20 protein-coding genes and 2 tRNA genes are annotated in these 22,707 nt (G+C 36.6%); 18 read left to right on the top strand and 4 right to left on the bottom strand.

Translation table 11 applies throughout. The features are described 5' to 3' along the window. Positions 1 to 3: 3 nt before the first annotated feature. Both HNQ94_RS18475 and HNQ94_RS18480 read left to right on the top strand, forming a co-directional pair. Positions 4 to 384 carry an FtsB family cell division protein gene (locus HNQ94_RS18475; RefSeq protein ID WP_174497727.1) on the top strand — a complete coding sequence of 127 codons (381 nt, stop codon included), beginning with the start codon at positions 4 to 6 and terminating at the stop codon, positions 382 to 384. A gap of 73 nt (positions 385 to 457) precedes the next feature. Continuing rightward, positions 458 to 865 carry a S1 domain-containing RNA-binding protein gene (locus HNQ94_RS18480; protein ID WP_174497728.1) on the top strand — a complete coding sequence of 136 codons (408 nt, stop codon included), beginning with the start codon at positions 458 to 460 and terminating at the stop codon, positions 863 to 865. A gap of 110 nt (positions 866 to 975) precedes the next feature. Here the strand turns inward: HNQ94_RS18480 and HNQ94_RS18485 are convergent, their stop codons facing one another. Then, positions 976 to 2,244, bottom strand: a complete 1,269-nt coding sequence (locus tag HNQ94_RS18485) for an MDR family MFS transporter (protein WP_174497729.1) — start codon at positions 2,242 to 2,244, stop codon at positions 976 to 978. Between the two features lie 97 nt (positions 2,245 to 2,341). Here HNQ94_RS18485 and HNQ94_RS18490 point away from each other — a divergent pair, with 97 nt between their 5' ends. Continuing rightward, positions 2,342 to 4,090, top strand: coding sequence for an ABC transporter substrate-binding protein (locus HNQ94_RS18490; protein ID WP_174497730.1), 1,749 nt, complete (start codon positions 2,342 to 2,344; stop codon positions 4,088 to 4,090). A 156-nt stretch (positions 4,091 to 4,246) separates the two neighbouring features. Here HNQ94_RS18490 and HNQ94_RS18495 read toward each other — a convergent pair. Together HNQ94_RS18495 and HNQ94_RS18500 are read right to left on the bottom strand one after the other, a co-directional pair. Next, a tRNA-Glu gene (locus HNQ94_RS18495) sits at positions 4,247 to 4,318 on the bottom strand. 10 nt (positions 4,319 to 4,328) lie between these two features. Beyond that, positions 4,329 to 4,405: transfer RNA gene (locus HNQ94_RS18500), tRNA-Met, on the bottom strand. Positions 4,406 to 4,730: 325 nt separating this feature from the next. Between HNQ94_RS18500 and spoIIE the strand changes: the two genes are divergently transcribed. From spoIIE to ftsH, 6 genes are all read left to right on the top strand, one after another. Then, complete coding sequence (spoIIE, locus tag HNQ94_RS18505; RefSeq protein WP_174497731.1) at positions 4,731 to 7,184, top strand: stage II sporulation protein E; 2,454 nt, start codon at positions 4,731 to 4,733, stop codon at positions 7,182 to 7,184. A 132-nt stretch (positions 7,185 to 7,316) separates the two neighbouring features. Further along, positions 7,317 to 8,057, top strand: a complete 741-nt coding sequence (locus HNQ94_RS18510; protein ID WP_174497732.1) for a vWA domain-containing protein — start codon at positions 7,317 to 7,319, stop codon at positions 8,055 to 8,057. After that, entirely contained in the window at positions 8,026 to 8,994 is a 969-nt protein-coding gene (gene prkT / locus HNQ94_RS18515; protein WP_174497733.1) for a serine/threonine protein kinase PrkT, read from the top strand. Before HNQ94_RS18510 ends, prkT begins: the two co-directional genes overlap by 32 nt. Positions 8,995 to 9,077: 83 nt before the next feature. Continuing rightward, a complete protein-coding gene (gene tilS, locus HNQ94_RS18520) occupies positions 9,078 to 10,463 on the top strand; it encodes a tRNA lysidine(34) synthetase TilS (RefSeq protein ID WP_174497734.1) in 1,386 nt (461 codons plus the stop codon). A gap of 21 nt (positions 10,464 to 10,484) precedes the next feature. Then, positions 10,485 to 11,021, top strand: a complete 537-nt coding sequence (gene hpt / locus HNQ94_RS18525; RefSeq protein ID WP_174497735.1) for a hypoxanthine phosphoribosyltransferase — start codon at positions 10,485 to 10,487, stop codon at positions 11,019 to 11,021. 131 nt (positions 11,022 to 11,152) lie between these two features. Further along, the gene (ftsH, locus tag HNQ94_RS18530) at positions 11,153 to 13,153 is read left to right on the top strand and encodes an ATP-dependent zinc metalloprotease FtsH (RefSeq protein ID WP_174497736.1); all 2,001 of its coding nucleotides are present in this window, start codon (positions 11,153 to 11,155) and stop codon (positions 13,151 to 13,153) included. A gap of 49 nt (positions 13,154 to 13,202) precedes the next feature. Here ftsH and adhP read toward each other — a convergent pair whose 3' ends face one another. Continuing rightward, entirely contained in the window at positions 13,203 to 14,219 is a 1,017-nt protein-coding gene (adhP, locus tag HNQ94_RS18535) for an alcohol dehydrogenase AdhP (RefSeq protein ID WP_174497737.1), read from the bottom strand. 350 nt (positions 14,220 to 14,569) lie between these two features. On the opposite strand from adhP, the gene hslO reads away from it, so the two are divergent. The 9 genes from hslO to lysS all read left to right on the top strand — a co-directional run bounded on the left by hslO (position 14,570) and on the right by lysS (position 22,181). Then, positions 14,570 to 15,442, top strand: coding sequence for an Hsp33 family molecular chaperone HslO (gene hslO, locus HNQ94_RS18540; protein WP_174497738.1), 873 nt, complete (start codon positions 14,570 to 14,572; stop codon positions 15,440 to 15,442). Positions 15,443 to 15,459: 17 nt separating this feature from the next. Beyond that, complete coding sequence (locus HNQ94_RS18545; RefSeq protein ID WP_174497739.1) at positions 15,460 to 16,356, top strand: peptidylprolyl isomerase; 897 nt, start codon at positions 15,460 to 15,462, stop codon at positions 16,354 to 16,356. A gap of 130 nt (positions 16,357 to 16,486) precedes the next feature. Beyond that, entirely contained in the window at positions 16,487 to 17,410 is a 924-nt protein-coding gene (cysK, locus tag HNQ94_RS18550; RefSeq protein WP_174497740.1) for a cysteine synthase A, read from the top strand. Positions 17,411 to 17,547: 137 nt separating this feature from the next. Next, positions 17,548 to 18,375 (top strand): dihydropteroate synthase, encoded by an 828-nt coding sequence (folP, locus tag HNQ94_RS18555; protein WP_174497741.1) that lies wholly within the window; start codon positions 17,548 to 17,550, stop codon positions 18,373 to 18,375. Further along, a complete protein-coding gene (folB, locus tag HNQ94_RS18560) occupies positions 18,375 to 18,743 on the top strand; it encodes a dihydroneopterin aldolase (protein ID WP_174497742.1) in 369 nt (122 codons plus the stop codon). Before folP ends, folB begins: the two co-directional genes overlap by 1 nt. Further along, the gene (folK, locus tag HNQ94_RS18565; RefSeq protein ID WP_174497743.1) at positions 18,736 to 19,236 is read left to right on the top strand and encodes a 2-amino-4-hydroxy-6-hydroxymethyldihydropteridine diphosphokinase; all 501 of its coding nucleotides are present in this window, start codon (positions 18,736 to 18,738) and stop codon (positions 19,234 to 19,236) included. The genes folB and folK overlap by 8 nt, the downstream gene beginning before the upstream one ends. After that, positions 19,212 to 19,418 carry a helix-turn-helix domain-containing protein gene (locus HNQ94_RS18570; RefSeq protein ID WP_174497744.1) on the top strand — a complete coding sequence of 69 codons (207 nt, stop codon included), beginning with the start codon at positions 19,212 to 19,214 and terminating at the stop codon, positions 19,416 to 19,418. Before folK ends, HNQ94_RS18570 begins: the two co-directional genes overlap by 25 nt. A 19-nt stretch (positions 19,419 to 19,437) precedes the next feature. Beyond that, entirely contained in the window at positions 19,438 to 20,427 is a 990-nt protein-coding gene (dusB, locus tag HNQ94_RS18575) for a tRNA dihydrouridine synthase DusB (protein ID WP_174497745.1), read from the top strand. A gap of 272 nt (positions 20,428 to 20,699) precedes the next feature. After that, on the top strand, positions 20,700 to 22,181 hold the full coding sequence (gene lysS, locus HNQ94_RS18580; protein ID WP_174497746.1) for a lysine--tRNA ligase: 1,482 nt from the start codon (positions 20,700 to 20,702) through the stop codon (positions 22,179 to 22,181). Positions 22,182 to 22,707: the final 526 nt, after the last annotated feature.

Below are 22,707 nucleotides of genomic sequence, written 5' to 3' on the forward strand. Positions count from 1 at the left end.
ACGATGAATCCAGATCGCAATAGAGTAACGAAATTAGATTCTAATTATGTAAGAAAATATGATGCATTTCTGGAAAGACAGAAGAAGCGAAAGAAACGTGTCTATCGTCGATTAACGCTTTTTGTAATTATTGTTTTAAGTGTTTTTGGCTATTTAGTTACATACCATATTAAGCAAAGAGCACTATACGAAGAAAAAAAGGATCATTATGAACAGTTAAAAGTAGATATGAGTAACTTAAAGGAAGAAGAACAAGATTTAAGGGAAGAGATTAGTTTATTAAAAGATACGGATTATGTCCTGCAAATTGCTCGAAAAGATTACTTTCTTTCAAAAGAAGGAGAAATTATTTTCAAATTACCAGATGATAGGTCGTCTTATTGACACGTTTTTTCATGCTTTTATATAATATATAGAAAGAACACTTTTAAAAATTCTAAGGAGGAGCATTTTTTTTATGTCAGTTGAAGTAGGCAGCAAGTTGCAAGGCAAGGTAACGGGCATCACAAATTTTGGTGCTTTTGTAGAATTACCAGAAGGTTCTACAGGGCTTGTTCATATTAGTGAGGTCGCAGATAAATATGTCAAGGACATTAACGAACATTTAAAGGTTGGAGACGAAGTAGAAGTGAAAGTCATTAATGTTAATGACGGAAAGATAGGTCTCTCCATTAAAAAGGCTAAAGAAAATGTTACTAGCCAAAGCCAAAGTCATAATAAAAAACGCAACAGCAACCCGAAGAGACGCAGTGAATCATTTGAAGCGAAAATGAACCGCTTCCTTAAAGATAGTGAAGATCGCTTAGCTTCTTTAAGGAAAAATACTGAATCCAAGCGTGGCGGTCGTGGTGCTAAGAAAGGATAACTTGCTGTCTATTTTACGTAAGTAAAAATGTAAAATCTAAAGAATCGATATAAACGGTAACCCCCTGGCAATATTTTTTGCTGGGGGTTCTTTATTTGCTTGATTGAAAGTCACTTTGCAGAAAAAGTTATCGGAATAGTTTTTTGGGGTACTAAATCCAGTCGTTTAGTTATCGCGACCCGTGTTAATAGAATACCGAATAGAACAAATAGTAAATAGAGTATTGCCATCCCATATCCACCTATTCCTTGACCAATAATGATTCCTAGTGCTCCAAACATTTTTCCAATTTGGAATACGAATCCATTAAATGCCATGTATGCTCCCCGACGAGAATCATCTACAATATCTGCTAAAATGGATTGTCTAGTTGGAACATATAGTAATTCCCCGATAGAAAGTATTAAGGTTGCAATCACCAAATGGGTAATACTATTAGAAAAAGCTAGTATAGCAAAACCAATACCAAATAGAATAAAACCAGCATACATAATTGGTTGCTCCGGTTTGTTTCTGATCCATTTTGAAACAAGAGCAGTGAAAAATACGATTATAATCGTATTTTCAACTGTGAGTAAACTTAATAATTTAACACCATCAATAGTCATGTCTATATTCCAAATAGAGAGCATTTTTGGAACCATTTCCTCTTCTAATCGTACAGCAATAAAATTATTACGTTGAAATTCAAGGGATAGTATCGCAATTCCACCTAGTGTAAATAACATAAATGGAATATCTTTTATAACGGTTTGATAGCTTTTCATTAACGGTTTTACACCGTATTCCTTTTTTGTTTTCGAACTAGATGTATATGTTTCCTGTATTAAAGTAGCTGTCATCCAAAGCGTAATAATAGACATAATGAAAAGACCAATTAACAATTCAAATAAATGAGACTTATAGAACCATCCACCAACTATTAAGCCAATCATGATGGATAGGTTGACTGCCCAATAGTTAATAGAATACATGAAAGCACGGGTTTCTTTTGTACTCACATCAATTAGCATTGCTTCAGCAGCTGGGTTCACAAACCCCGACGATATACCAATGATGATCATTGTTAAAAACGTAATCCAAGGAGAGGTTAATAGAGGTGAATTTGCTAAAACCATTGCAGCAAAAGCAAATAGCTTCATCCATTCTCCTAGTACCATCATTCTTTTTCTGCCTAAAATATCCGCTAGGTATCCCCCGTATAAACTTGCAATAAACTGAACAATTACATTTACCATTAATAATATACCGGCGAGAGTAGCATTCAAGTGATAGGTAAAATAAATAGCCATAAAGGGAAAAATCATCGAGCCAATTACCCTACTCAAAAAGGATGTATAAATACGGATTCTTATATTGGGGTGTAAGCTTTTTAACATTTTTCTATCTCCTTTCCCATCACTTATTTTGCATTATTCTAAAAGGGGTAAAAAGGGTATAATTAAATAAAAAATGTCCCCTTTTAGGAGAAGTGATATGAGAGAAGATTTATCTTATTTTGAGATGCGAGCACAATTTTTTTCGAAAGAACAAAATCAACGTGTGGCGTTTAAAATGGCAGACTTAGAAAAAATATGGTTCTGTACGAAAAAGAACGTGAAAAGAAAGCTGAAAAAATATGAATTGGCTGGAAAGCTTTCATATGAACCAGGACAAGGTCGAGGAGTCCATTCTGTGTTAAAATTTGTTCATCCATTTCAAGAAGAAGTGGAGGAGTTTATTAAATCTTCCGTTGAAAGAGAACACTTGGAACAAATAGTGCACTTGTTACAGCTGCCGATACCAAAGCAGTGGATTACTAGTTTTTCGGAAGAGGTAAAAAGCTTATTTGGCTTTCAATCCCCTCACGAAAATAAGGATGTACTAAGAACACTTATTGCTAGAAACCTGACAACCTTAGATCCCTTATACAGTTCCGTTACTTTTGAATGCCATATTATTAACCAATTAGGGGATACGCTTGTAACGTATAATCAAAAGGAAGATAGAATAGAGCCGCACTTAGCCCATCACTGGCGGGAAGATAATGACTATAAGATATGGACATTCTATTTGAGGAAGGGCATTAAATTCCATCACCAAAAGCATTTGACTAGTAAGGATGTTAAATATACCTTCGATCGTTTTAATGAAAAATATTCACCCCATAAATGGCTAACAGCTGATGTAATGGAAGTAGAAATAATGTCTCCGTTTAGTGTTCGATTTCATTTGAAGGAAAGTAATCCATTTTTCCTAAGATATATAAGCTCGGTAAACTTAGTTATATTACCTTGTGATATGATATTTGACGAACACAAATGGATTGGAACTGGTCCATTTAAATTAAAAGAAAGAACAGATAATAAGCTAATTATTGAGGCAAATAATGATTACTTTTTGGAAAGACCATTATTAGATGAAATACAATTTTGGAGAGTTCCTATTGAATCTGCAGGAAAGAGTACGTTCGAAATACTTACGGAAACCAATCCCATTAAACCTATTAAAAAACAAGATATAGAGGTGGGATTCCGGTTTTTAGCTTTTAATTTCAATAGATCTTCTGTGGTGGATAACCTCCTGTTTCGAAAGGCAATTTATCATTTGCTAGATATGGAAAAAATGTGGGGTGATCTAAATCGAAAAAATTTAGTTCCATCAACGAGTTATTTTCCTTGGAAATCAACAACACCTGTTAAAGATAACGATAAAGTGGAAGAATATCTAAAAGGTTCCGATTATAAGGGGGAAATATTAAGCTTATATGCCTTAAACTATCCTGCTGCTATAGAAGAAGCAAGATGGTTCAGTCAGGTGGCGAAAGAAAAAGGAATTAACTTGGAAATTAAGTTGTTCGACTTAGAAGGGTTATTTGCTAAGTCGATTGAAGAAGATGCACATATGATTTTATTAGGAGATGTGTCTTCAATCGATTACCAACTCTCCTTTTTAGGTGCATTTTATAACGAATCCTTACTTTTTCGACGCTTCTTTAATGAAGAACAATGGAGTTTAATTGATAAAAAATTAAAGTTAATTAAAAAAGCATCAACAAATGAGGACAGAGAAAGGATTATGGAATTAGTTGAACAGTTTCTTTATGAACAAAGAATGATAGTTTTCCTCCATCATCCTATTCGAACGAGGCTCTTCAATCCAATGATTAAAGATATTGAAGTGGCGTCATTTGCCCAAATTAATTTTCAAAAACTATGGGTAGAACCAGAAGAAAAAGACTCTTAACAGGGTCTTTTTTGATTGCTCGGGACATAAGTAACTCCCTTCTGTGGTAAAAAACCACCCCGGCAGGCCTTGTCTTATGCCTACCGGGGATGAGCAAGGCCTTGCGCTTTTGTTATGCAGCAAAAAACCCACACCTATATTGGTGTGGGTTTTGTATGACCCGTACGGGATTCGAACCCGTGTTACCGCCGTGAAAGGGCGGTGTCTTAACCGCTTGACCAACGGGCCACAGTAAATATGGTAGCGGCGGAGGGGATCGAACCCACGACCTCACGGGTATGAACCGTACGCTCTCGCCAGCTGAGCTACGCCGCCAAATATTCTTAAGACACAAGAAATATAGTACAACACGAACAATTTAGTGTCAACACTTTTTTGTTTTACTGCCCACAGTGTGAGAGCCGTTTTGGTTGATTCGGTAAAGGATACTATTTGTTCCATATAAAAAACCCTCTATTCAATAAAAAAACGAGGGATTGTGACAGGCTATTTTTAATTCTAACTAAATTATTTTTTTTATTGTAGAAATGCCTATTGATTTTCAGAAATCCGTCGAAGGTTTTTTTGAGGTTGTCCTCCTGTTTTGACAAAAAATCCAGATTATATATGGTTGAATATGTTACATAGAAGGAGTGATCGTATGATTGAATCCGTTACAAGGACCCAATCAAGAACTTCATATAAAAAAGCACTATACTCTCTATCAAAATGGAGGAAGAAGACTGGAGATACGGTTAAGAAAAAGTTTATTGACCAAGGGTGGACCCTTTTTATTGCGGGGTTCTTATTAGGCAGAGCTGTTATCCTTACATCAGTTTCCCCTTTTGCAGTTGCCTTTTTTGCCTCTATTTGGATGCTGCGTCGGAATATTTCTTTTAAGACAGCTTTAGCCGTTTTATTAGGTGGATTAACAGTTAGCATCAGTCATTCTTTATTTTTAACAGGTACCATATTAGTTTTTTGTTTGTTAGCAGCATTATTTAAAAAAGTTTCTGCTCAACAAAAAATGGTTCCTTTATATGTGTTTTTAGCTTGTATTATTGCAAGAATCACTGGTTTTTTTATTCAAGGTAGCATAGAAACGTATCAATGGGTCTTTACAATTGTAGAAGCAGGGTTAAGTGTTGTCCTTGTTCTTATCTTTATTCAAAGTGTTCCAATAATATCACCAAGAAAATTTAAAAAAGACTTAAAAAATGAAGAAATTGTTTGCATGATGATTCTCTTGGCGTCTATTTTAACTGGAACAATCGGTTGGATAGTTATGGATGCTTCTATGGAACAAATTTTTTCAAGATATCTTGTTTTAATTCTTGCTTATATTGCTGGAGCAGCAATTGGTTCTACAGTAGGTGTCGTAACAGGCCTTGTTTTAAGCTTGGCTGATGTAGCTAGCTTATATCAAATGAGTCTACTTGCATTTGCTGGTTTGCTAGGGGGCTTATTAAAAGACGGTAAAAAAGTAGGTGTTGGTTTAGGACTTTTTGTCGCTACATTATTAATAGGCATTTATGGGGAATCGAACGGTAATCAATTTGCTCCCACATTAATTGAAACTGGGTTCGCTATTATCTTGTTTTTTCTAACGCCAGAAAATTGGATTCGCAAAATGGCCCGATACATACCTGGTACGAACGAACACAAATCTGAACAAGAGCAGTATTTGCAAAAGGTTAGGGATGTTACAGCAAATCGTGTTGAACAATTTTCCGATATGTTTCAGGCACTATCGAAGAGCTTTTCAAAAATTGATAGTGCAACACTTGATAAAAAGGAAACGAAAGAAACAGATTATTTTTTAAGTAATGTTACGGAGAAGACCTGCCAATCCTGTTTTAAAAAGGAAAGCTGCTGGGTCAACCAATTCGACAAAACATATAATTATATGACGGAAATGATGAGTGAAATGGAGGAGGGCACATTAAACAATAGAAGAAAACTAGTGAGGGATTTCGAAAATCATTGTGTGAAATCAAATAAAGTAATGGATACGATGAAGGATGAGTTATCGTTTTTCCAAGCTAATCAACGCCTGAAAAGACAAGTGCAAGAGAGTCGGAAATTTGTTGCTGAACAGTTAAAGGGTGTTTCCGATGTAATGGAGAACTTTGCAAAAGAAATAATGAAAGAACGACAAATTCATGAGCAGCAAGAAGGGGAAATTGTTCATGCCTTAAACGAAATGGGCTTTGAAATAGAAAAATTAGATATTTATAGCTTAGAAGCAGGTAGTGTAGATATTGAAATGAATTTAACCTTTTATGATTATCATGGCGAAGCGGCGAAAGTCATTGCACCAGTTCTATCGGAAATACTCCAAGAAACGGTTATTGTTGATCATGAAGAGGTATCCCCATTTCCGAACGGATATGGATATTTCTCCTTTAAGTCAGCCCGTCAATACAATATAGAAACGGGTGTTTCTCATGCTGCGAAGGGTGGGGGTTTTGTTTCTGGAGATAGTTATTTAACGATGGAACTAGGAAGCGGCAGGTACGCATTAGCTATTAGTGATGGAATGGGTAATGGGGAAAGAGCTTATTTGGAAAGTATGGAGACGTTGAGGTTATTACAACAAATACTTCAATCCGGTATTGATGAGAAGGTAGCGATTAAATCTATTAATTCTATTTTATCATTGCGAACAACAGATGAAATTTTCTCAACATTAGATCTAGCTGTAATAGATTTGCATCATGCTGGAGTTAAATTTTTGAAAATTGGATCGACCCCAAGCTTTATTAAAAGGTCCTCCGATATTGTAAAGGTGGAAGCTAGTAATTTGCCAATGGGCATTATTCAAGAGTTCGATGTAGACGTAGTGAGTGAGCAACTAAAAACCGGTGATATTCTCATTATGATGAGTGATGGCATTTTTGAAGGACCTAAACATATTGAAAATGTAGATATGTGGTTAAAACGAAAAATTAAAGAGATGGAAACAACTGACCCTCAAGAAATAGCTGATCTAATTCTAGAAGAGGTTGTCCGCACGAAGTCTGGTGAGATAGATGATGATATGACAGTGTTAGTTGCGAAAATAGAAGATAATATACCGGAATGGGCATCTTTTCCGATCCATAAGGCGCAATAATCTATTATTGTGCCATCTTTTTTACTAGGGACTTATAATACGTTTCTATCTTCAAACTTTTCAGAAATAAAAAAGTATAAGTTTAGTTAATTGAGGCAATGATGGTACTAGTAAAAAAGAGGAGGGGTACTCTTGAAAAAAGGTACACTTAAACAAATTCTATTAATTACGGATGGTTGCTCTAACCAAGGGGAAGATCCTGCAGCTGTAAGTGCTTTAGCAATGCAACAGGGAATAAGTGTTAATGTTATTGGGGTTTTAGATGATGATCAGTCTGAACAGCCAGAAGGTTTGCAAGAGGTGGAGGAAATTGCATCTGCAGGTGGAGGAGTTAGTAGAATCGTTTATGCGAAAGCACTTTCTCAGACGGTTCAAATGGTTACTAGACAAGCAATGACTCAAACGCTGCAAGGTGTTGTCAATAAAGAACTACAAGAAATATTAGGTTCCGAGAAATCAATGGAAGATTTGCCTCCTGAAAAAAGAGGCGAGGTAATGGAAGTGGTGGAGGATTTAGGGGAAACAAGTAATCTAGAGGTTCTTGTATTAGTAGATACGAGTGCTAGTATGAGTAACAAATTACCGACAGTAAAGGAGTCACTAGAAGATTTATCCCTTAGCCTAAATGCTAGAACAGGCAATAATACCTTTTCTATCTATACATTTCCTGGGAAAAAGCAGCACGTAAAAGAAGTAATGTCTTGGAATCCAGACTTAAGTAATATATCCTCTGTGTTTCCTAAATTAACTAGTGGAGGTATTACACCAACAGGTCCAGCGCTTCGTGAAGTTATATATAAATTCAATTCTACACCTCGTATAGAAGGATGGGGTTCTACTGATGAGGCCATCTACGAAGAGTCTAATTACTAATTTAAAGCCTGGCACAAAAATAAAAGGTAAATGGCACCAACATACGTATCAAATTGTAAAGAAACTTGGTAACGGAGCAATTGGCGAGGTTTATTTAGCTTTATGTAACCAAAAGTATGTGGCGCTAAAAATAAGTGATATGCCATCATCGATTACAACCGAAGTTAATGTATTAAAGGCATTCGGAAAGGTCCAAGGAACACGCCTTGGGCCTTCTTTGTTAGATGTGGATGATTGGGTTCCTTTTCGAAGCCATTCCTATTCATTTTATGTCATGGAATATATGAGAGGCCATGAGTTGAATACCTTTTTAAGACATAAAGGCCCTGAATGGTTAGGTATATTAATGATACAACTATTAGATGATCTAGATCATTTGCATCGAGAGGGTTGGGTTTTTGGTGATTTAAAGCCCGAGAATTTAATCGTAACGAACTCACCGCCCCGCTTAAGGTGGATAGACGTAGGTGGTACGACAAAAATTGGTAGGGCAGTCAAAGAGTATACCGAATTTTATGATCGCGGGTATTGGGGGCTAGGAAGTAGAAAAGCGGATCCTAAATATGATTTATTTGCTGTTGCCATGGTAATGATTCAAGTTTATTATCCACAACGATTTGAAAAAGGGCAGCACCCTACTAAAACACTTAAATATAAAATAATCCAACAACCTGCACTTAAAAAGTATGCTACTTGTTTGGATAAAGCTTTATTAGGGAAATATACCTCCAGTAAGGAAATGAAAGCAGATATTTCAAAAATATTACTTGCTAGAGTGCAAAGTCCAGCTACTAAAATGAAACATAGTGGAGATGTAAAACGTAGTAAGCAACACGCTAGTGGAAACGGTTCTCCAACTAGATGGTTAGAATCACTTGGTATAGCTATGGTTACTGTCATGTTATTTGTTATTTTTCTTATATTAAATATGTTTTAGTATGTAGCGAGATTCTTTGCAGTTCTACAAATAGAAGTGGTAGGATAAATGATAAAGATATTTCCTAGAACGGAGTGACAAGTGTGATCGGGGATAGGGTTCTCACCTTTAGTAAAAAAAATAAGTTGTTTGCTCAAGGAGATGTTGTTCTAATAGCTGTTTCTGGAGGACCAGATTCATCCGCCCTTCTCCGTTTTTTTGCAAATATTAGAGATCGTTTTCAATTAAAGCTAGTTGCTTTATCTGTTGATCATCTATTGAGAGGGGAGGATTCAAAGCAGGATGTAGAGTACGTAAAAAAATTATGTGAAGAGTGGGATATTGATTTTTTTAGTGCAGCTGTCGATGTCCCTAAGTATAAGAAGGAAAAGAACATGGGAACGCAGCTAGCAGCTAGGGAACTTAGGTACTCCTTTTTTGCAGAAAAAATGAAAGAGTATGATACACCCCTTTTGGCAATGGGTCATCATGGTGATGATCAAGTAGAGACGATGTTTATGCAGCTGATGCGAGGATCAAAACCTAAAGGTATTCCCGTTAAAAGAGAGTTTTCAAACGGAAACATTATTCGACCCTTTTTGTGTTTAACGAAAGAAGAAATAAAAGCCTATTGTGATACATATCATATAAAACCGCGGTATGATGCCTCTAATGAGGAATCGGTATATACACGGAACGCTTTTCGTTTAAAGGTAATACCATTCCTAAAAAGCTATAATCCGATTATTCATGAAAATTTGCAATTAATTAGCCAAACAGTACAAGAAGAGGAAGCCTTTCTATTTGAACAGGCTGAAAATGTTAGAAAAGAAGTTGTTACATACATAAACAATCCTATAGAGGCTCACGTTAATATTAGCCAATTACGCTTGTACCCTCGTCCTTTACAAAGGAGAACCTTTCATCTAATATTGAATTATCTGTACAAAAATCAAAAAACCGATATAACTTCTCGGCATATAGAAAGTATCCTTTCCTTACTTTTATCTGAAAAACCAAACGCTTCGGTTCATTTGCCGAATCAATTAGTAGCTTTTCGATCGTATGAAACATTGTCGTTCACTTTTGAGAAGGACAAACCTCCATTTGATTTTTGTTCCATCAATCCGGGGGAAACGATCAAGTTACCAGATGGAAAATTGTTAAAGGTCGAAATAATAAATCAATCAACAAAACCAGATGAAAATAGCCTTAAAGAATTTGTTTGCAGTGCAACAAACATTTCTTTACCGCTAATTATTCGACCTAGAAGTAAAGGTGATAAGCTTAGTGTACGAGGGTTAGGTGGCCATAAAAAAGTAAAAGACATATTTATTGACCAAAAAATTCCGAAACATATGCGTGAACAGTGGCCAATTGTTACAGACTATGAAGGTCGGATTTTGTGGGTAATTGGTTTAAAAAAAGGTGAGGTTCAACCCTTTCCTTCTTCTAATAAATGGCTTCGGTTAATTGTAGAAGAAAATTGAGTACATATAGGAGGAGCATTCATGCATAACGACATTAAAGAGGTTTTAATCACAGAAGAAGAAATTCAAAAGCAGGTTAAGAAGATTGCCGAAAAGCTAACAGAAGAATATAAGGATAGCTTTCCTCTTGCTATTGGTGTATTAAAAGGTGCACTACCGTTTATGGCTGATTTGCTAAAAAGAGTTGAAATTTATTTGGAAATGGACTTTATGGATGTCTCTAGCTATGAAGGTGGTATGAAGTCAACAGGGGAAGTCAAAATAATTAAAGATTTAAACACAAAAGTGGAAGGAAGAGACGTACTAATTATTGAAGATATTATAGATAGTGGGCTAACGTTAAGTTATTTAGTGGACCTATTTAAATATCGTAAAGCTAAGTCGATTAAGATTGTCACGCTATTAGACAAACCAACTGGAAGACAAGCTGACGTCCAAGCAGATATTGTAGGATTTGAAGTTCCGGATGAATTTGTTGTCGGTTATGGGCTTGATTATCAAGAAAAATATCGCAATTTACCTTACATTGGCGTGTTAAAACCTGAAGTTTATTCTTAAAAACAATGCAATTTGTATGCATTATTTTTAATTTGTTTGTTTAAACATTTTAGTAAGGGTAATTATTTGAGTAACCCCTTTTTAATATGGTACTATTTACTATAGTTTTTTCGCTTGGGAGGAGGTAGGAAATGAACCGGGTATTTCGCAACACGATATTTTATCTAATTATATTTCTAGTCGTTATTGGTATTGTTGGTGTATTCAAAGGACCAAACACAGAAACACAAGATCTTACGTATAAGCAGTTTAGAGAGGCTTTAGATAATGGTCAAATTACGGAGTTGACTATTCAATATACAAACCAAGCCTATGCGTTAACAGGTGAAATGACTGCCGATGATGGTACTACACCATTTGCGTCGGAGGCTCCAAACAATGAGCAAAGTATAAGTGAAATTGAGAGTATTGCAAGAGGACAAAATATCCAGTTTGATGTTACGGCAGCTGAAGAGCCGAGTGGATGGGTTCGATTCTTTACTTCGATCATACCCTTTATTATCTTATTTATCTTGTTCTTCTTCCTGTTAAACCAAATGCAGGGTGGCGGCAGCCGAGTTATGAACTTTGGTAAAAGTAAAGCCAAACTTTATAGCGAAGAAAAGAAGAATGTACGATTTAAAGATGTGGCTGGTGCTGATGAAGAGAAACAAGAACTTGTGGAGGTTGTTGATTTCTTAAAAGATCCCCGCAAATTTTCTCAATTGGGGGCACGAATTCCTAAGGGTGTTTTACTTGTTGGGCCTCCAGGTACTGGTAAAACATTACTAGCAAGAGCTGTTGCCGGTGAAGCGGGAGTTCCTTTCTTCTCCATCAGTGGTTCTGATTTCGTTGAAATGTTTGTTGGTGTCGGTGCATCACGTGTTCGTGACTTGTTCGAAAACGCTAAGAAAAACTCACCATGTATTATTTTCATTGATGAAATTGATGCGGTAGGTCGTCAGCGTGGAGCGGGTCTTGGTGGTGGACATGATGAACGTGAACAAACACTAAACCAATTACTTGTTGAAATGGATGGATTTGGAGCAAATGAAGGAATAATCATTATTGCTGCAACCAACCGACCAGATATTCTAGATCCAGCATTATTACGCCCTGGTCGTTTTGACCGTCAAATCACGGTAAATCGTCCAGATGTTAAAGGACGTGAAGAAGTATTAGCTGTTCATGCCAAGAACAAGCCACTTGCTGATTCTGTTGATTTGAAAACAATTGCAATGAGAACACCTGGCTTTTCAGGTGCTGACCTTGAAAACCTTTTAAATGAGGCTGCATTAGTTGCTGCTCGTTCTGATAAAACGAAGGTCACGATGGAAGATGTTGATGAAGCCATTGACCGTGTTATTGCAGGTCCTGCCAAAAAGAGTAGGGTAATTTCGAAAAAAGAAAGAAATATTGTTGCTTTCCATGAAAGTGGTCATACCGTTATTGGAATGGTCTTGGATGAAGCAGATATGGTGCATAAAGTAACAATAGTTCCTCGTGGTCAAGCTGGTGGTTACGCTGTTATGCTTCCGAAAGAGGACCGTTATTTCATGACTGCTCCAGAATTGCTTGATAAGATTACCGGTCTATTAGGTGGGCGCGTGGCCGAGGAAGTAACTTTCGGTGAAGTAAGTACTGGCGCACACAATGACTTCCAACGTGCAACTGCTATTGCTAGAAGCATGGTTACAGAGTACGGAATGAGTGAAAAGCTTGGACCGTTACAATTTGGAAGCAGTTCAGGTGGTCAAGTATTTTTAGGTCGTGACATTCAGAAAGAACAAAACTATAGTGATCGAATCGCTTATGAAATTGACCAAGAGATTCAACGTATAATCAAAGAATGTTACCAACGTGCTAAGACAATTTTAACGGAAAACAAAGATAAGCTTGAATTAATAGCAAATACATTGCTTGATGTTGAAACACTTGATGCAGCACAAATTAAGTCTCTATTTGAAAAAGGTGTCTTACCAGAACCTAAAGAAGTTCCTGCAGAGGAACCTAAAGGTATAGAAGAAGTAAAAGAAGATACCAAGAAAGAAGAAACTTCTGACTTGAAGGTAAACATCAAATCGAGAAAAGAAGAGCAAGAACCAGAAGAGAACACGAAAGATTCTAATGATGATTCCGAAGATAAAAAATAAGGTTATTAAAAGAGCTTCGTCTATTGTGACGAAGCTCTTTCTTTTCCTATTATTTATCAAATGACAAAACGACGCGTCCGTTAATTTCTCCGTTTATCATACGATCAAATACCGTATTTATATTTTCTAAAGGTTGTACCTCGATTATTGTTTTTACTTTACCTTCAGATGCAAATTGCAGTGCTTCCACTAAATCTAGTCTCGTTCCAACAATAGAGCCAATAATTTTAATACCATTTAAAACCGTATCAAAAATTGGAACAGGCATTTCTTCAGGAGGCAAGCCCACTAATACACAAGTTCCTCCCCTTCTGATAGCGCTATATGCAGATTGAAACGCGGGCTTAGATACAGCTGTAACAACTGTTGCATGTACCCCTCCTACTTTTTCTTTTATAAATTCTGCAGCATCTTCTTTGAGTGGGTTAACCGTTAAATCAGCACCTAGTTCTTTAGCTAGTGTAAGTTTATCATCGCCTAAATCTACAGCTACTACGTGTAGCCCCATTGCTTTTGCATATTGCACAGCAACATGCCCTAAACCACCAACACCATAAATGGCAACCCATTCACCAGGTTTTGCGTTTGACACCTTTAACGCTTTATATGTTGTTACACCTGCACAAAAGATAGGTGCAGCTTCTTCAAAAGTTAAATTGTCGGGAACTTTGACAACATAGTTAGCTGCAGCTTTACAATATTCTGCATATCCCCCATCAACAGAGTATCCAGCATTTTGTTGACTTTCACATAGTGTTTCTTGACCGCTCAAACAATAGTCACAATGTCCACAAGCTGAATATAACCAAGGGATACCTACTCGATCACCAACTTTTAAATGAGTAACTCCTGGACCAACTTCATCAATAATGCCTACTCCTTCATGACCAGGTATTAGTGGAAGCTTTGGCTTTACTGGCCAGTCACCGTGGGCAGCGTGTAAATCTGTATGACATACACCACATGCCTTAATATGAACGAGAACTTCTCCGTGGGAAAGAATAGGTTTTTCCACTTCTTGAATACGTAAAGATTCTTTAAAGTTATGAACTACTGCAGCTTTCATGTTGCAAACCTCCTTAGGGTTTTGGTGTTTTTACACTTAAATAGTAATATAAAAAGAAGAGTGTCAGATTATGAACTCATGAATTTTATGTGACATGTATATACAAATAGGAGAGGAAGTTTTTTACTGTGATTACATTTCCATTTCGCGAAATAGGAATGAATTATGGTATGATATTGTTCGTTACATAAGAGTAGATTTCATAGGCTAAACGTGATATTTGTTATAGTTGTAGGGAATACAAATATAAGGAAGTTAAATACGACAACTATATTGGACAGCCTTTATTTTAGGTGTTTCTAATTCAATGTAGGTATAAAGATAGATGTGACGATGAAGGGATGGATAAAATGAAAGATTATTTAATAAGAGGTACAGCATTTGACGGAACTGTCCGTGGATTTGCAGTTCAATCTACGGAAACGGTAAATGAGGCTTGTAAAAGACAAGATACTTGGGCAACTGCATCTGCTGCTTTAGGAAGAACAGTTACAATTTCAGCAATGATGGGTGCGATGTTAAAAGGTGATGATAAATTAACGGTAAAGGTAGAAGGTAATGGGCCGATAGGTGCAATCGTTGCGGATAGTAATGCCAAAGGTGAAGTGAGAGGATACGTTAAAAATCCCCATGTAGACTTTGATTTAAATGATAAAGGGAAGTTGGATGTTAGGCGTGCTGTTGGAACGGAAGGGTTTATAAGTGTTGTGAAAGACCTTGGCTTAAGAGAACCCTTTACTGGACAAGTCCCGATTATTTCAGGGGAAATTAGTGAAGACTTTACGTACTACTTTGTTAATTCAGAGCAGGTGCCTTCAGCAGTAGGAGCAGGGGTACTAGTAAATCCTGACTTATCAATACTTGCTGCAGGTGGATTCATCCTTCAAGTTATGCCAGGTGCAACGGATGAAACGGTATCTCTATTAGAGGAGCGTATTCAAAAAATACCTTCTATATCAAGTATGATTAGAGATGGGATGTCGCCGGAAGAAATACTTGGCACTATTTTAGAGGGTGGAAACATGAAGGTTTTAGGAAAGTTACCAATTGTTTTTTCCTGCCAATGCTCAAGAGAAAGAATAGAGAATGCCATTTCAGGTTTAGGAAACGAGGAAATTCAGAGTATGATTGACGAGGATGAAGGTGCTACCGCATCTTGTCACTTTTGTAATGAAACGTATACATTTAGTGCTGAAGACTTAGAGCAACTAAAAGGGAAATAGATAAAGAGGTGGAGAAATTGTCAAAAAGGCTTTTGTGGGGAATGATTACTTTATTACTTGTAACAAATATTGCTTCCATTATTTTACTTACAAACAAATCCGACAGTTCTATCGGTGAACTAGATGGTGAAAAACTACCAAAAGAGGTTGCTGTTATTGGTGATAAAACGATTACCGCTGAAATGTGGATGGAGCAACTACAGAAAGAGCAAGGGAAAGACTTTTTAAAAAACCTAATTAATCACGAAGTAGTCTTTCAATTAGCTGATCAGCATAACATAACAGTAGGAGAGAAGTGGATGGAAAGAGAGCTTTCCATTATGGAGACAACAGCTGGTGTAATGAGTGCAGAAGAAAGACAAGCAAACAGAGATAAATGGAAAAAGACGTTGCAATATCAAATCTTTCTTGATGAGTTACTAACAAGAGACGTCGTACTTGATGAGTCAGAAATGCAAAAACAATTTAATGAAGACACGGAACAATATAATTTTGCAAAGTCCTATCAACTTTCTCACATTGTCGTCTCGGATGCGGCAACAGCTGATAAAGTAGTAAACGAACTAGAAGGTGGGGCATCTTTTTCTATTTTGGCGAGGGAATACTCCATTGACCACTACACAAAGGCGCAAGGTGGTTATCTAGGGTATTTTTCTGAGGATAACTCATACCTACAAAATGTTTACTTTGATATGGCGAAGGAGTTAGAGCCGGGCACATACAGCATTCCTTTCCAGACCGGGGATGGAACAGTAATCTTATACCTTCATCATATATTGCCAGAATTATCGCTTCAGTATGAGGATGTAAAAAATCATTTAAAAAGGGAAGCTGCAAAGGATTATATTACTTATGAACAATCCCCTGAATTATTATGGGATGAAATTGGGGTAGAGTGGATTTACGATAAGTAAAAATCTAAAGAAAAAAATATATCCAATAGTGTGAAATGTTTGACAAATAGAATAAACTTTCATAAAGTAATATTAAAGTTTATAAAACCAATACAATTACTCGGATATAAAATGAAGGGGTGTTGAAAAAATGACAGTTTTTAATAATATTGTTGACGCAATTGGAAACACACCAATTGTAAAACTAAACAATTCAGCAGATGAAAACAGTGCTGATATTTATCTGAAACTTGAGTATATGAACCCGGGAAGTTCTGTGAAAGACCGTATTGCAAAAGCAATGGTAGAAGATGCCGAAGAAAAAGGCCTAATCAAACCAGGTGACACAATTGTTGAACCAACTAGTGGGAATACAGGAATCGGGCTTGCAATGGTTGCAGCTGCTAAAGGGTATAAAGCACTATTAGTTATGCCAGATACAATGAGCCAAGAGCGCAGAAACCTTCTTCGTGCTTATGGCGCTGAGTTGGTCCTTACTCCAGGGGCAGACGGGATGAAAGGTGCCATCAGCAAGGCGGAAGAGTTACAAAAGGAAAACGGATATTTTATGCCTCAACAATTTAATAATGAAGCAAATCCAATTGTACATGAAAAAACTACTGGTCCAGAAATTGTGAAGCAAATGGGTGATCAACTAGATGCCTTTATTTCAGGTATTGGTACTGGCGGAACAATTACTGGTGCAGGAAAGGTACTAAAAAACCATTACGATAACATAACTATTTATGCTGTTGAGCCTGAGAACTCTCCAGTTCTATCGGGTGGAAAACCAGGACCTCATAAAATTCAAGGTATTGGGGCAGGGTTTGTGCCATCTATCTTAAATACAGAAGTTTATGATGAAGTTATTACCGTATCAAATGAAAATGCGTTTGAGACGGCTAGAGAAGTTGCAAAATCGGAGGGTGTTCTTGGAGGAATTTCATCGGGTGCGGCAATTTATGCGGCTAGGCAGGTAGCGAAGAAGCTTGGAAAAGGTAAAAAAGTACTTGCTATTATTCCGAGTAACGGTGAACGTTATCTAACAACTGCTCTTTATAATTTTGAAGATTAATCTAGATTTCAAAGGCTAAACATAGAAGGGTTGGACCTATAACAGTTTAAATATAAAGCAAAATGCTTTATATTTGTTACTGAGGGTCCAGCCCTTTATTATTTGGCGGATTATTAAGAATGAGAAGAGGATTCAATATGGCTGAGTTTATCAATATGGGAAAATATAGATATGATTTAAGCAAACATACATTAATTATGGGGATTTTAAATGTGACACCAGACTCCTTTTCGGATGGCGGTAAGTTTAATGAACTCGATCATGCTCTCATCCGCGCAACTAGAATGCAAGAGCAAGGTGCTCATATTATTGATGTAGGTGGAGAGTCAACAAGGCCTGGCCATGAGCCTGTAACAGCTGAGGAAGAATTGGCCCGTGTTGTTCCAATTATTCGTGCGCTACAAGGGGAATTAAATGTACCTATATCAGTTGATACGTATAAAGCAGAGGTTGCGGAACAGGCTGTTAATGCTGGTGCTTCTTTAATTAATGATGTATGGGGTGCGAAAAAGGATCCTCAGATTGCTGACGTTGCTGCTCAACATAATGTTCCTCTTATCCTTATGCATAATAGGGACAATAAAGATTATCATGATTTAATTACGGATATGAAAAAGGATTTAGAGTCGAGTATAGAAATAGCAATAAAGGCAGGCGTAAAAAGCGAAAATATCATTCTAGACCCAGGCATAGGCTTTGCTAAAAGTATGGAAGATAACTTAGTTGTTATGCGCCATTTAGATGAATTAACTTCTTTGGGTTTTCCTATCTTACTTGGGACGTCACGTAAGTCATTTATTGAATACGTATTGAATCTGCCAGTAAACGAAAGAATGGAAGGAACTGGTGCGACTGTATGCCTGGGTATTGAACGGGGTGCAAATATAGTCAGAGTACATGATGTAAAAGAAATGGCACGGATGGCGAAGATGATGGATGCCATGCTCGGCAAAGGAGTGAGATAATGGACAAAATACATATAAACGAAATGAGTTTTTATGGATATCACGGATTATTTCCGGAAGAAAACAAATTGGGACAACGCTTTATTGTCGATGTTACTCTCTATTTAAATCTACAAAAAGCAGGAACATCTGATGACATGAACGATAGCGTTAATTATGGTGATGTTTATGAATTAACGAAAGAAATTGTGGAAGGCAAGGCAAAAAAACTGATTGAAGCAGTCGGGGAAAAAGTCGCCCAAGCATTATTAAATCGATTTTCTATATTAGAGGCAGTAAAAGTAAAAGTAACAAAACCAGGTGCGCCGATTCCTGGTTACTACAAAGATGTAGCAATAGATATTTTCCGGGAGAAGAAAGATGAATAAAGCTTATATCGCTTTAGGATCAAACATAGAGCCTAGAGAACAATATTTGGGTGATGCGATAAAAAAATTAAATGAACACCATTTAATTAACGTAACAGAAAAATCAAGTATTTATGAAACTGAGCCAGTAGGCTATGAAGATCAACAATCTTTTTTAAACATGGTTGTTCAATTAGAAACGAGTTTAGAACCTTTTGAGCTACTATATTATTGTCAACAAATAGAAAGCAATTTAGGTAGGAAGCGAGTTGTGAGGTGGGGACCGAGAACGGTAGACCTTGACATAATAGTGTATAATCAAGAGAATATTGACACAGAGAAACTCAAAATTCCGCATCCTAGAATGTTAGAGCGGGCTTTTGTTCTTGTTCCTCTTGAAGAATTGGCTAGCAGCTTGAAAGTGAATGGATTACCCGTTCACATTCATTTAAGTAGATTGAACAATAAAGATCGCAAAGGGGTAACAAAATGGAATCAGCTAACTGGGGAGTGAGAATCCGCGCATTCCGAAAATTAAAAGGGTATACACAAGTTGAATTTGCAAAGTCCATTGGTTATTCTGTATCAGTGTTAGGAGAAGTAGAGAGAGGTGCTCGGAAACCAGATAAAACATTTTTATCTAGAGTTTCTACGGTGCTTGATATATCATTAGATGAGTTATCGCCACCCAAGTAAAATCACAGGAGGTACAACTATGTTTAAAATAGGTAACATCGAAATCCCAAACCGTGTTGTACTTGCTCCGATGGCAGGTGTTTGCAACTCGGCCTTTCGACTTACCGTTAAAGAATTCGGTGCAGGATTAGTTTGTGCTGAAATGGTCAGTGATAAAGGGATTGTAAGTAAAAACGAAAGAACATTGAACATGTTATATATAGATGAAGAAGAAAAACCAATGAGCCTACAAATATTTGGTGGAGAGAAAGAAACCTTAATAGAAGCAGCTCGGTTTGTAGATAAAAATACGAATGCCGATATTATTGATATTAATATGGGTTGCCCGGTACCAAAAATCACAAAATGTGATGCTGGATCCAAATGGCTTTTAGATCCAAATAAAATACACGAAATGGTATCTGCTGTTGTTCATGCAGTTGATAAACCGGTAACCGTTAAAATGCGAACAGGCTGGGACGAGCACCATATATATGCGGTTGAAAACGCGAAGGCGATTGAGGCGGCTGGGGCAAAAGCACTTGCGATTCATGGGCGTACAAGAGCTCAAATGTACGAAGGAGTCGCTGATTGGGAAATTGTAAAACGAGTAAAAGAGGCAATCAAAATACCTGTCATAGGTAATGGTGACATAGAAACGCCACAAGATGCAAAGCGTCGTCTTGAAGAAACCGGTGTAGATGCAGTTATGATTGGGCGAGCTGCCCTAGGAAATCCTTGGATCATCTATCGTACAGTTAAATACTTGGAATCAGGGATATTAATTGATGAGCCAGGTCCAAAAGAAAAAATTGAAGTGTGTAAACTTCATATGGAACGCTTAATTAAATTAAAAGGTGAATATACAGCTATTATGGAAATGCGTAAGCATGCAGCATGGTACTTGAAAGGCATAAAGGGTAATGGTAAAGTAAGAAAACGTATAAATGAGTGTGAAACAAAAGAAAGTTTACTTATGATCTTAGAAGACTATACTAATGAATTAGAAGCATTGGTTAAAGTTTCGTAATATCTGGCACCTATATTAACGGCCTAATTTTTTTATATTTGAAGTCGTACTGCCAGTTAATAGCTGGCAGTTTCTTATTTCATTTTAGGTGTATAACGGAGTTTAAGTTATGAGAACTAAGTAATTAGGTAAATGCTTTTGGGCACTAATCAGGTTTTCTATATATTTAACTAGGTAGTAATAACACGGTCTTTCCATAAGGGGAGGACTTTACATACTAGGAGCAAGTGACAACTGTAGCGATATATAATGATGAAATGGAGTGAAGCATAGTGACCGAAGAATTAAATGATTTAATGCGCACTAGGTTGGAGAAATTGGAAAACTACCTTCAAAAGGGGATTAATCCATTCGGAGACAAATTTAAACGTACCCATTTGTCTAGTGAATTAGTGACTGAGTACGATCAATTTACGAAAGAGGAATTAGAGGAAAAGAAAATTCCTGCAACTATAGCTGGAAGAATTATGACAAAACGCGGAAAAGGGAAAGCTGGTTTCGCACATATTCAAGATTTAAAAGGGCAAGTACAAATCTATGTTCGTAAAGATGCTATAGGTGAAGATGCGTATGATATTTTTAATACTGCTGACCTTGGAGATATTGTAGGTGTATCAGGGACTGTTTTCAAAACAAATGTAGGAGAACTATCTGTAAAAGCTACCGAGTTTCATTTATTAACAAAATCATTAAGACCACTTCCTGAAAAGTTCCATGGTCTTAAAGACGTAGAACAACGATACCGTCAACGTTATCTAGACTTAATTATGAGTCCTGAAAGCCGAGACACATTCGTGATGCGAAGTAAAATTATTCAGTCTATGCGTCGTTATTTAGATGATCAAGGATACTTAGAGGTAGAAACTCCAATGATGCATTCTATCGCTGGCGGTGCCTCTGCTCGTCCGTTTGTTACCCACCATAATGCATTAGATATGGAATTATATATGCGAATTGCAATTGAATTACACTTAAAAAGATTGATTGTGGGTGGATTAGAAAAAGTATATGAAATTGGTCGAGTTTTCCGCAATGAGGGTGTATCTACACGTCATAACCCTGAGTTTACTATGATTGAACTTTATGAAGCTTATGCTGATTACCATGACATCATGGAATTAACGGAAAACTTAATTGCCCATATATCAAAAGAAGTATTAGGTTCTACAACTATTCAATATGGTGATGTAGAAGTAAATCTAGAGCCTCAATGGCGACGTCTTCATATGGTTGATGCTATTAAGGAACAAACAGGTGTAGATTTTTGGGTACAAATGAATGATGATGAAGCTAAGCAATTGGCTAATGAGCATGGGGTTGAAATACAAAATAATATGAAGTTTGGCCATATTGTGAATGAATTCTTCGAGCAAAAAGTAGAAGAACATTTAATTCAGCCTACTTTTATCTATGGTCACCCAGTAGAAATATCACCATTGGCTAAGAAAAATGTAGATGATGAACGTTTCACTGATCGTTTTGAGTTATTTATAGTAGGAAGAGAACATGCTAATGCATTTTCTGAGTTAAACGATCCAATTGATCAACGTCAACGCTTTGAAGAACAATTGAAAGAAAGAAAAGAAGGAAACGATGAAGCTCATATGATGGATGAAGATTTTGTTGAATCCCTTGAATATGGAATGCCTCCTACAGGTGGTTTAGGTATTGGAGTAGATCGTTTAGTAATGCTCTTAACTAATTCTCCGTCTATAAGAGATGTATTATTATTCCCGCAAATGCGTAACAAGTAAATGATAGGAACAATAACGGCAACTTCGTTATTGTTCCTTTTTATTTTATAAAAGGTAAGGAAGGTAGTTAATTTTATATGAAGCCTCAGCAATAGCTGTTTATTAACGAATAGCTTCTAAAGAAGATATAAAGGTATTTAAATGTTGGTAAGGGTAAGTGTGATGAGAATATAGGAAACAAATTTCAGAAAAAACTTACTTTATAAAAGTACTTGAAATAAGAATAGAATCATGATAAATTATTAAACGTTGCTGATACGCGACAAAACAAACGAAGAAAAAAATCACCAAAAATTGGAACTTGCAATAACGTGGTGATTCGTGTTACATTATTAGTCGTCGCCAAAACGACGGAAAACGTTTTGAAAAAAGATGTTGACACAATATCAACAATTTGTTATATTAATAAGGTCGCCATTTTGGGAGGCGCTAACTTTCGAACTTTGAAAACTGAACAAAATAACCAGTACGTCAATTCGCTATTTTTAAATAGCAAAGCAACAAAACGAGTTACAAGGATGTCAGC

This window comes from Salirhabdus euzebyi (assembly GCF_014207435.1).
Taxonomy (GTDB): Bacteria; Bacillota; Bacilli; order Bacillales; family Alkalibacillaceae; genus Salirhabdus; species Salirhabdus euzebyi.

Coding starts and splice junctions, on each gene's coding strand:
- folK (WP_174497743.1), top strand. CDS start 18,736: ATGAATAAAGCTTATATCGCTTTAGGATCAAACATAGAGCCTAGAGAA.
- HNQ94_RS18570 (WP_174497744.1), top strand. CDS start 19,212: ATGGAATCAGCTAACTGGGGAGTGAGAATCCGCGCATTCCGAAAATTA.
- dusB (WP_174497745.1), top strand. CDS start 19,438: ATGTTTAAAATAGGTAACATCGAAATCCCAAACCGTGTTGTACTTGCT.
- HNQ94_RS18475 (WP_174497727.1), top strand. CDS start 4: ATGAATCCAGATCGCAATAGAGTAACGAAATTAGATTCTAATTATGTA.
- HNQ94_RS18485 (WP_174497729.1), bottom strand. CDS start 2,244: ATGTTAAAAAGCTTACACCCCAATATAAGAATCCGTATTTATACATCC.
- spoIIE (WP_174497731.1), top strand. CDS start 4,731: ATGATTGAATCCGTTACAAGGACCCAATCAAGAACTTCATATAAAAAA.
- hpt (WP_174497735.1), top strand. CDS start 10,485: ATGCATAACGACATTAAAGAGGTTTTAATCACAGAAGAAGAAATTCAA.
- folB (WP_174497742.1), top strand. CDS start 18,375: ATGGACAAAATACATATAAACGAAATGAGTTTTTATGGATATCACGGA.
- hslO (WP_174497738.1), top strand. CDS start 14,570: ATGAAAGATTATTTAATAAGAGGTACAGCATTTGACGGAACTGTCCGT.
- cysK (WP_174497740.1), top strand. CDS start 16,487: ATGACAGTTTTTAATAATATTGTTGACGCAATTGGAAACACACCAATT.
- prkT (WP_174497733.1), top strand. CDS start 8,026: ATGAGGCCATCTACGAAGAGTCTAATTACTAATTTAAAGCCTGGCACA.
- HNQ94_RS18490 (WP_174497730.1), top strand. CDS start 2,342: ATGAGAGAAGATTTATCTTATTTTGAGATGCGAGCACAATTTTTTTCG.
- ftsH (WP_174497736.1), top strand. CDS start 11,153: ATGAACCGGGTATTTCGCAACACGATATTTTATCTAATTATATTTCTA.
- adhP (WP_174497737.1), bottom strand. CDS start 14,219: ATGAAAGCTGCAGTAGTTCATAACTTTAAAGAATCTTTACGTATTCAA.
- folP (WP_174497741.1), top strand. CDS start 17,548: ATGGCTGAGTTTATCAATATGGGAAAATATAGATATGATTTAAGCAAA.
- HNQ94_RS18480 (WP_174497728.1), top strand. CDS start 458: ATGTCAGTTGAAGTAGGCAGCAAGTTGCAAGGCAAGGTAACGGGCATC.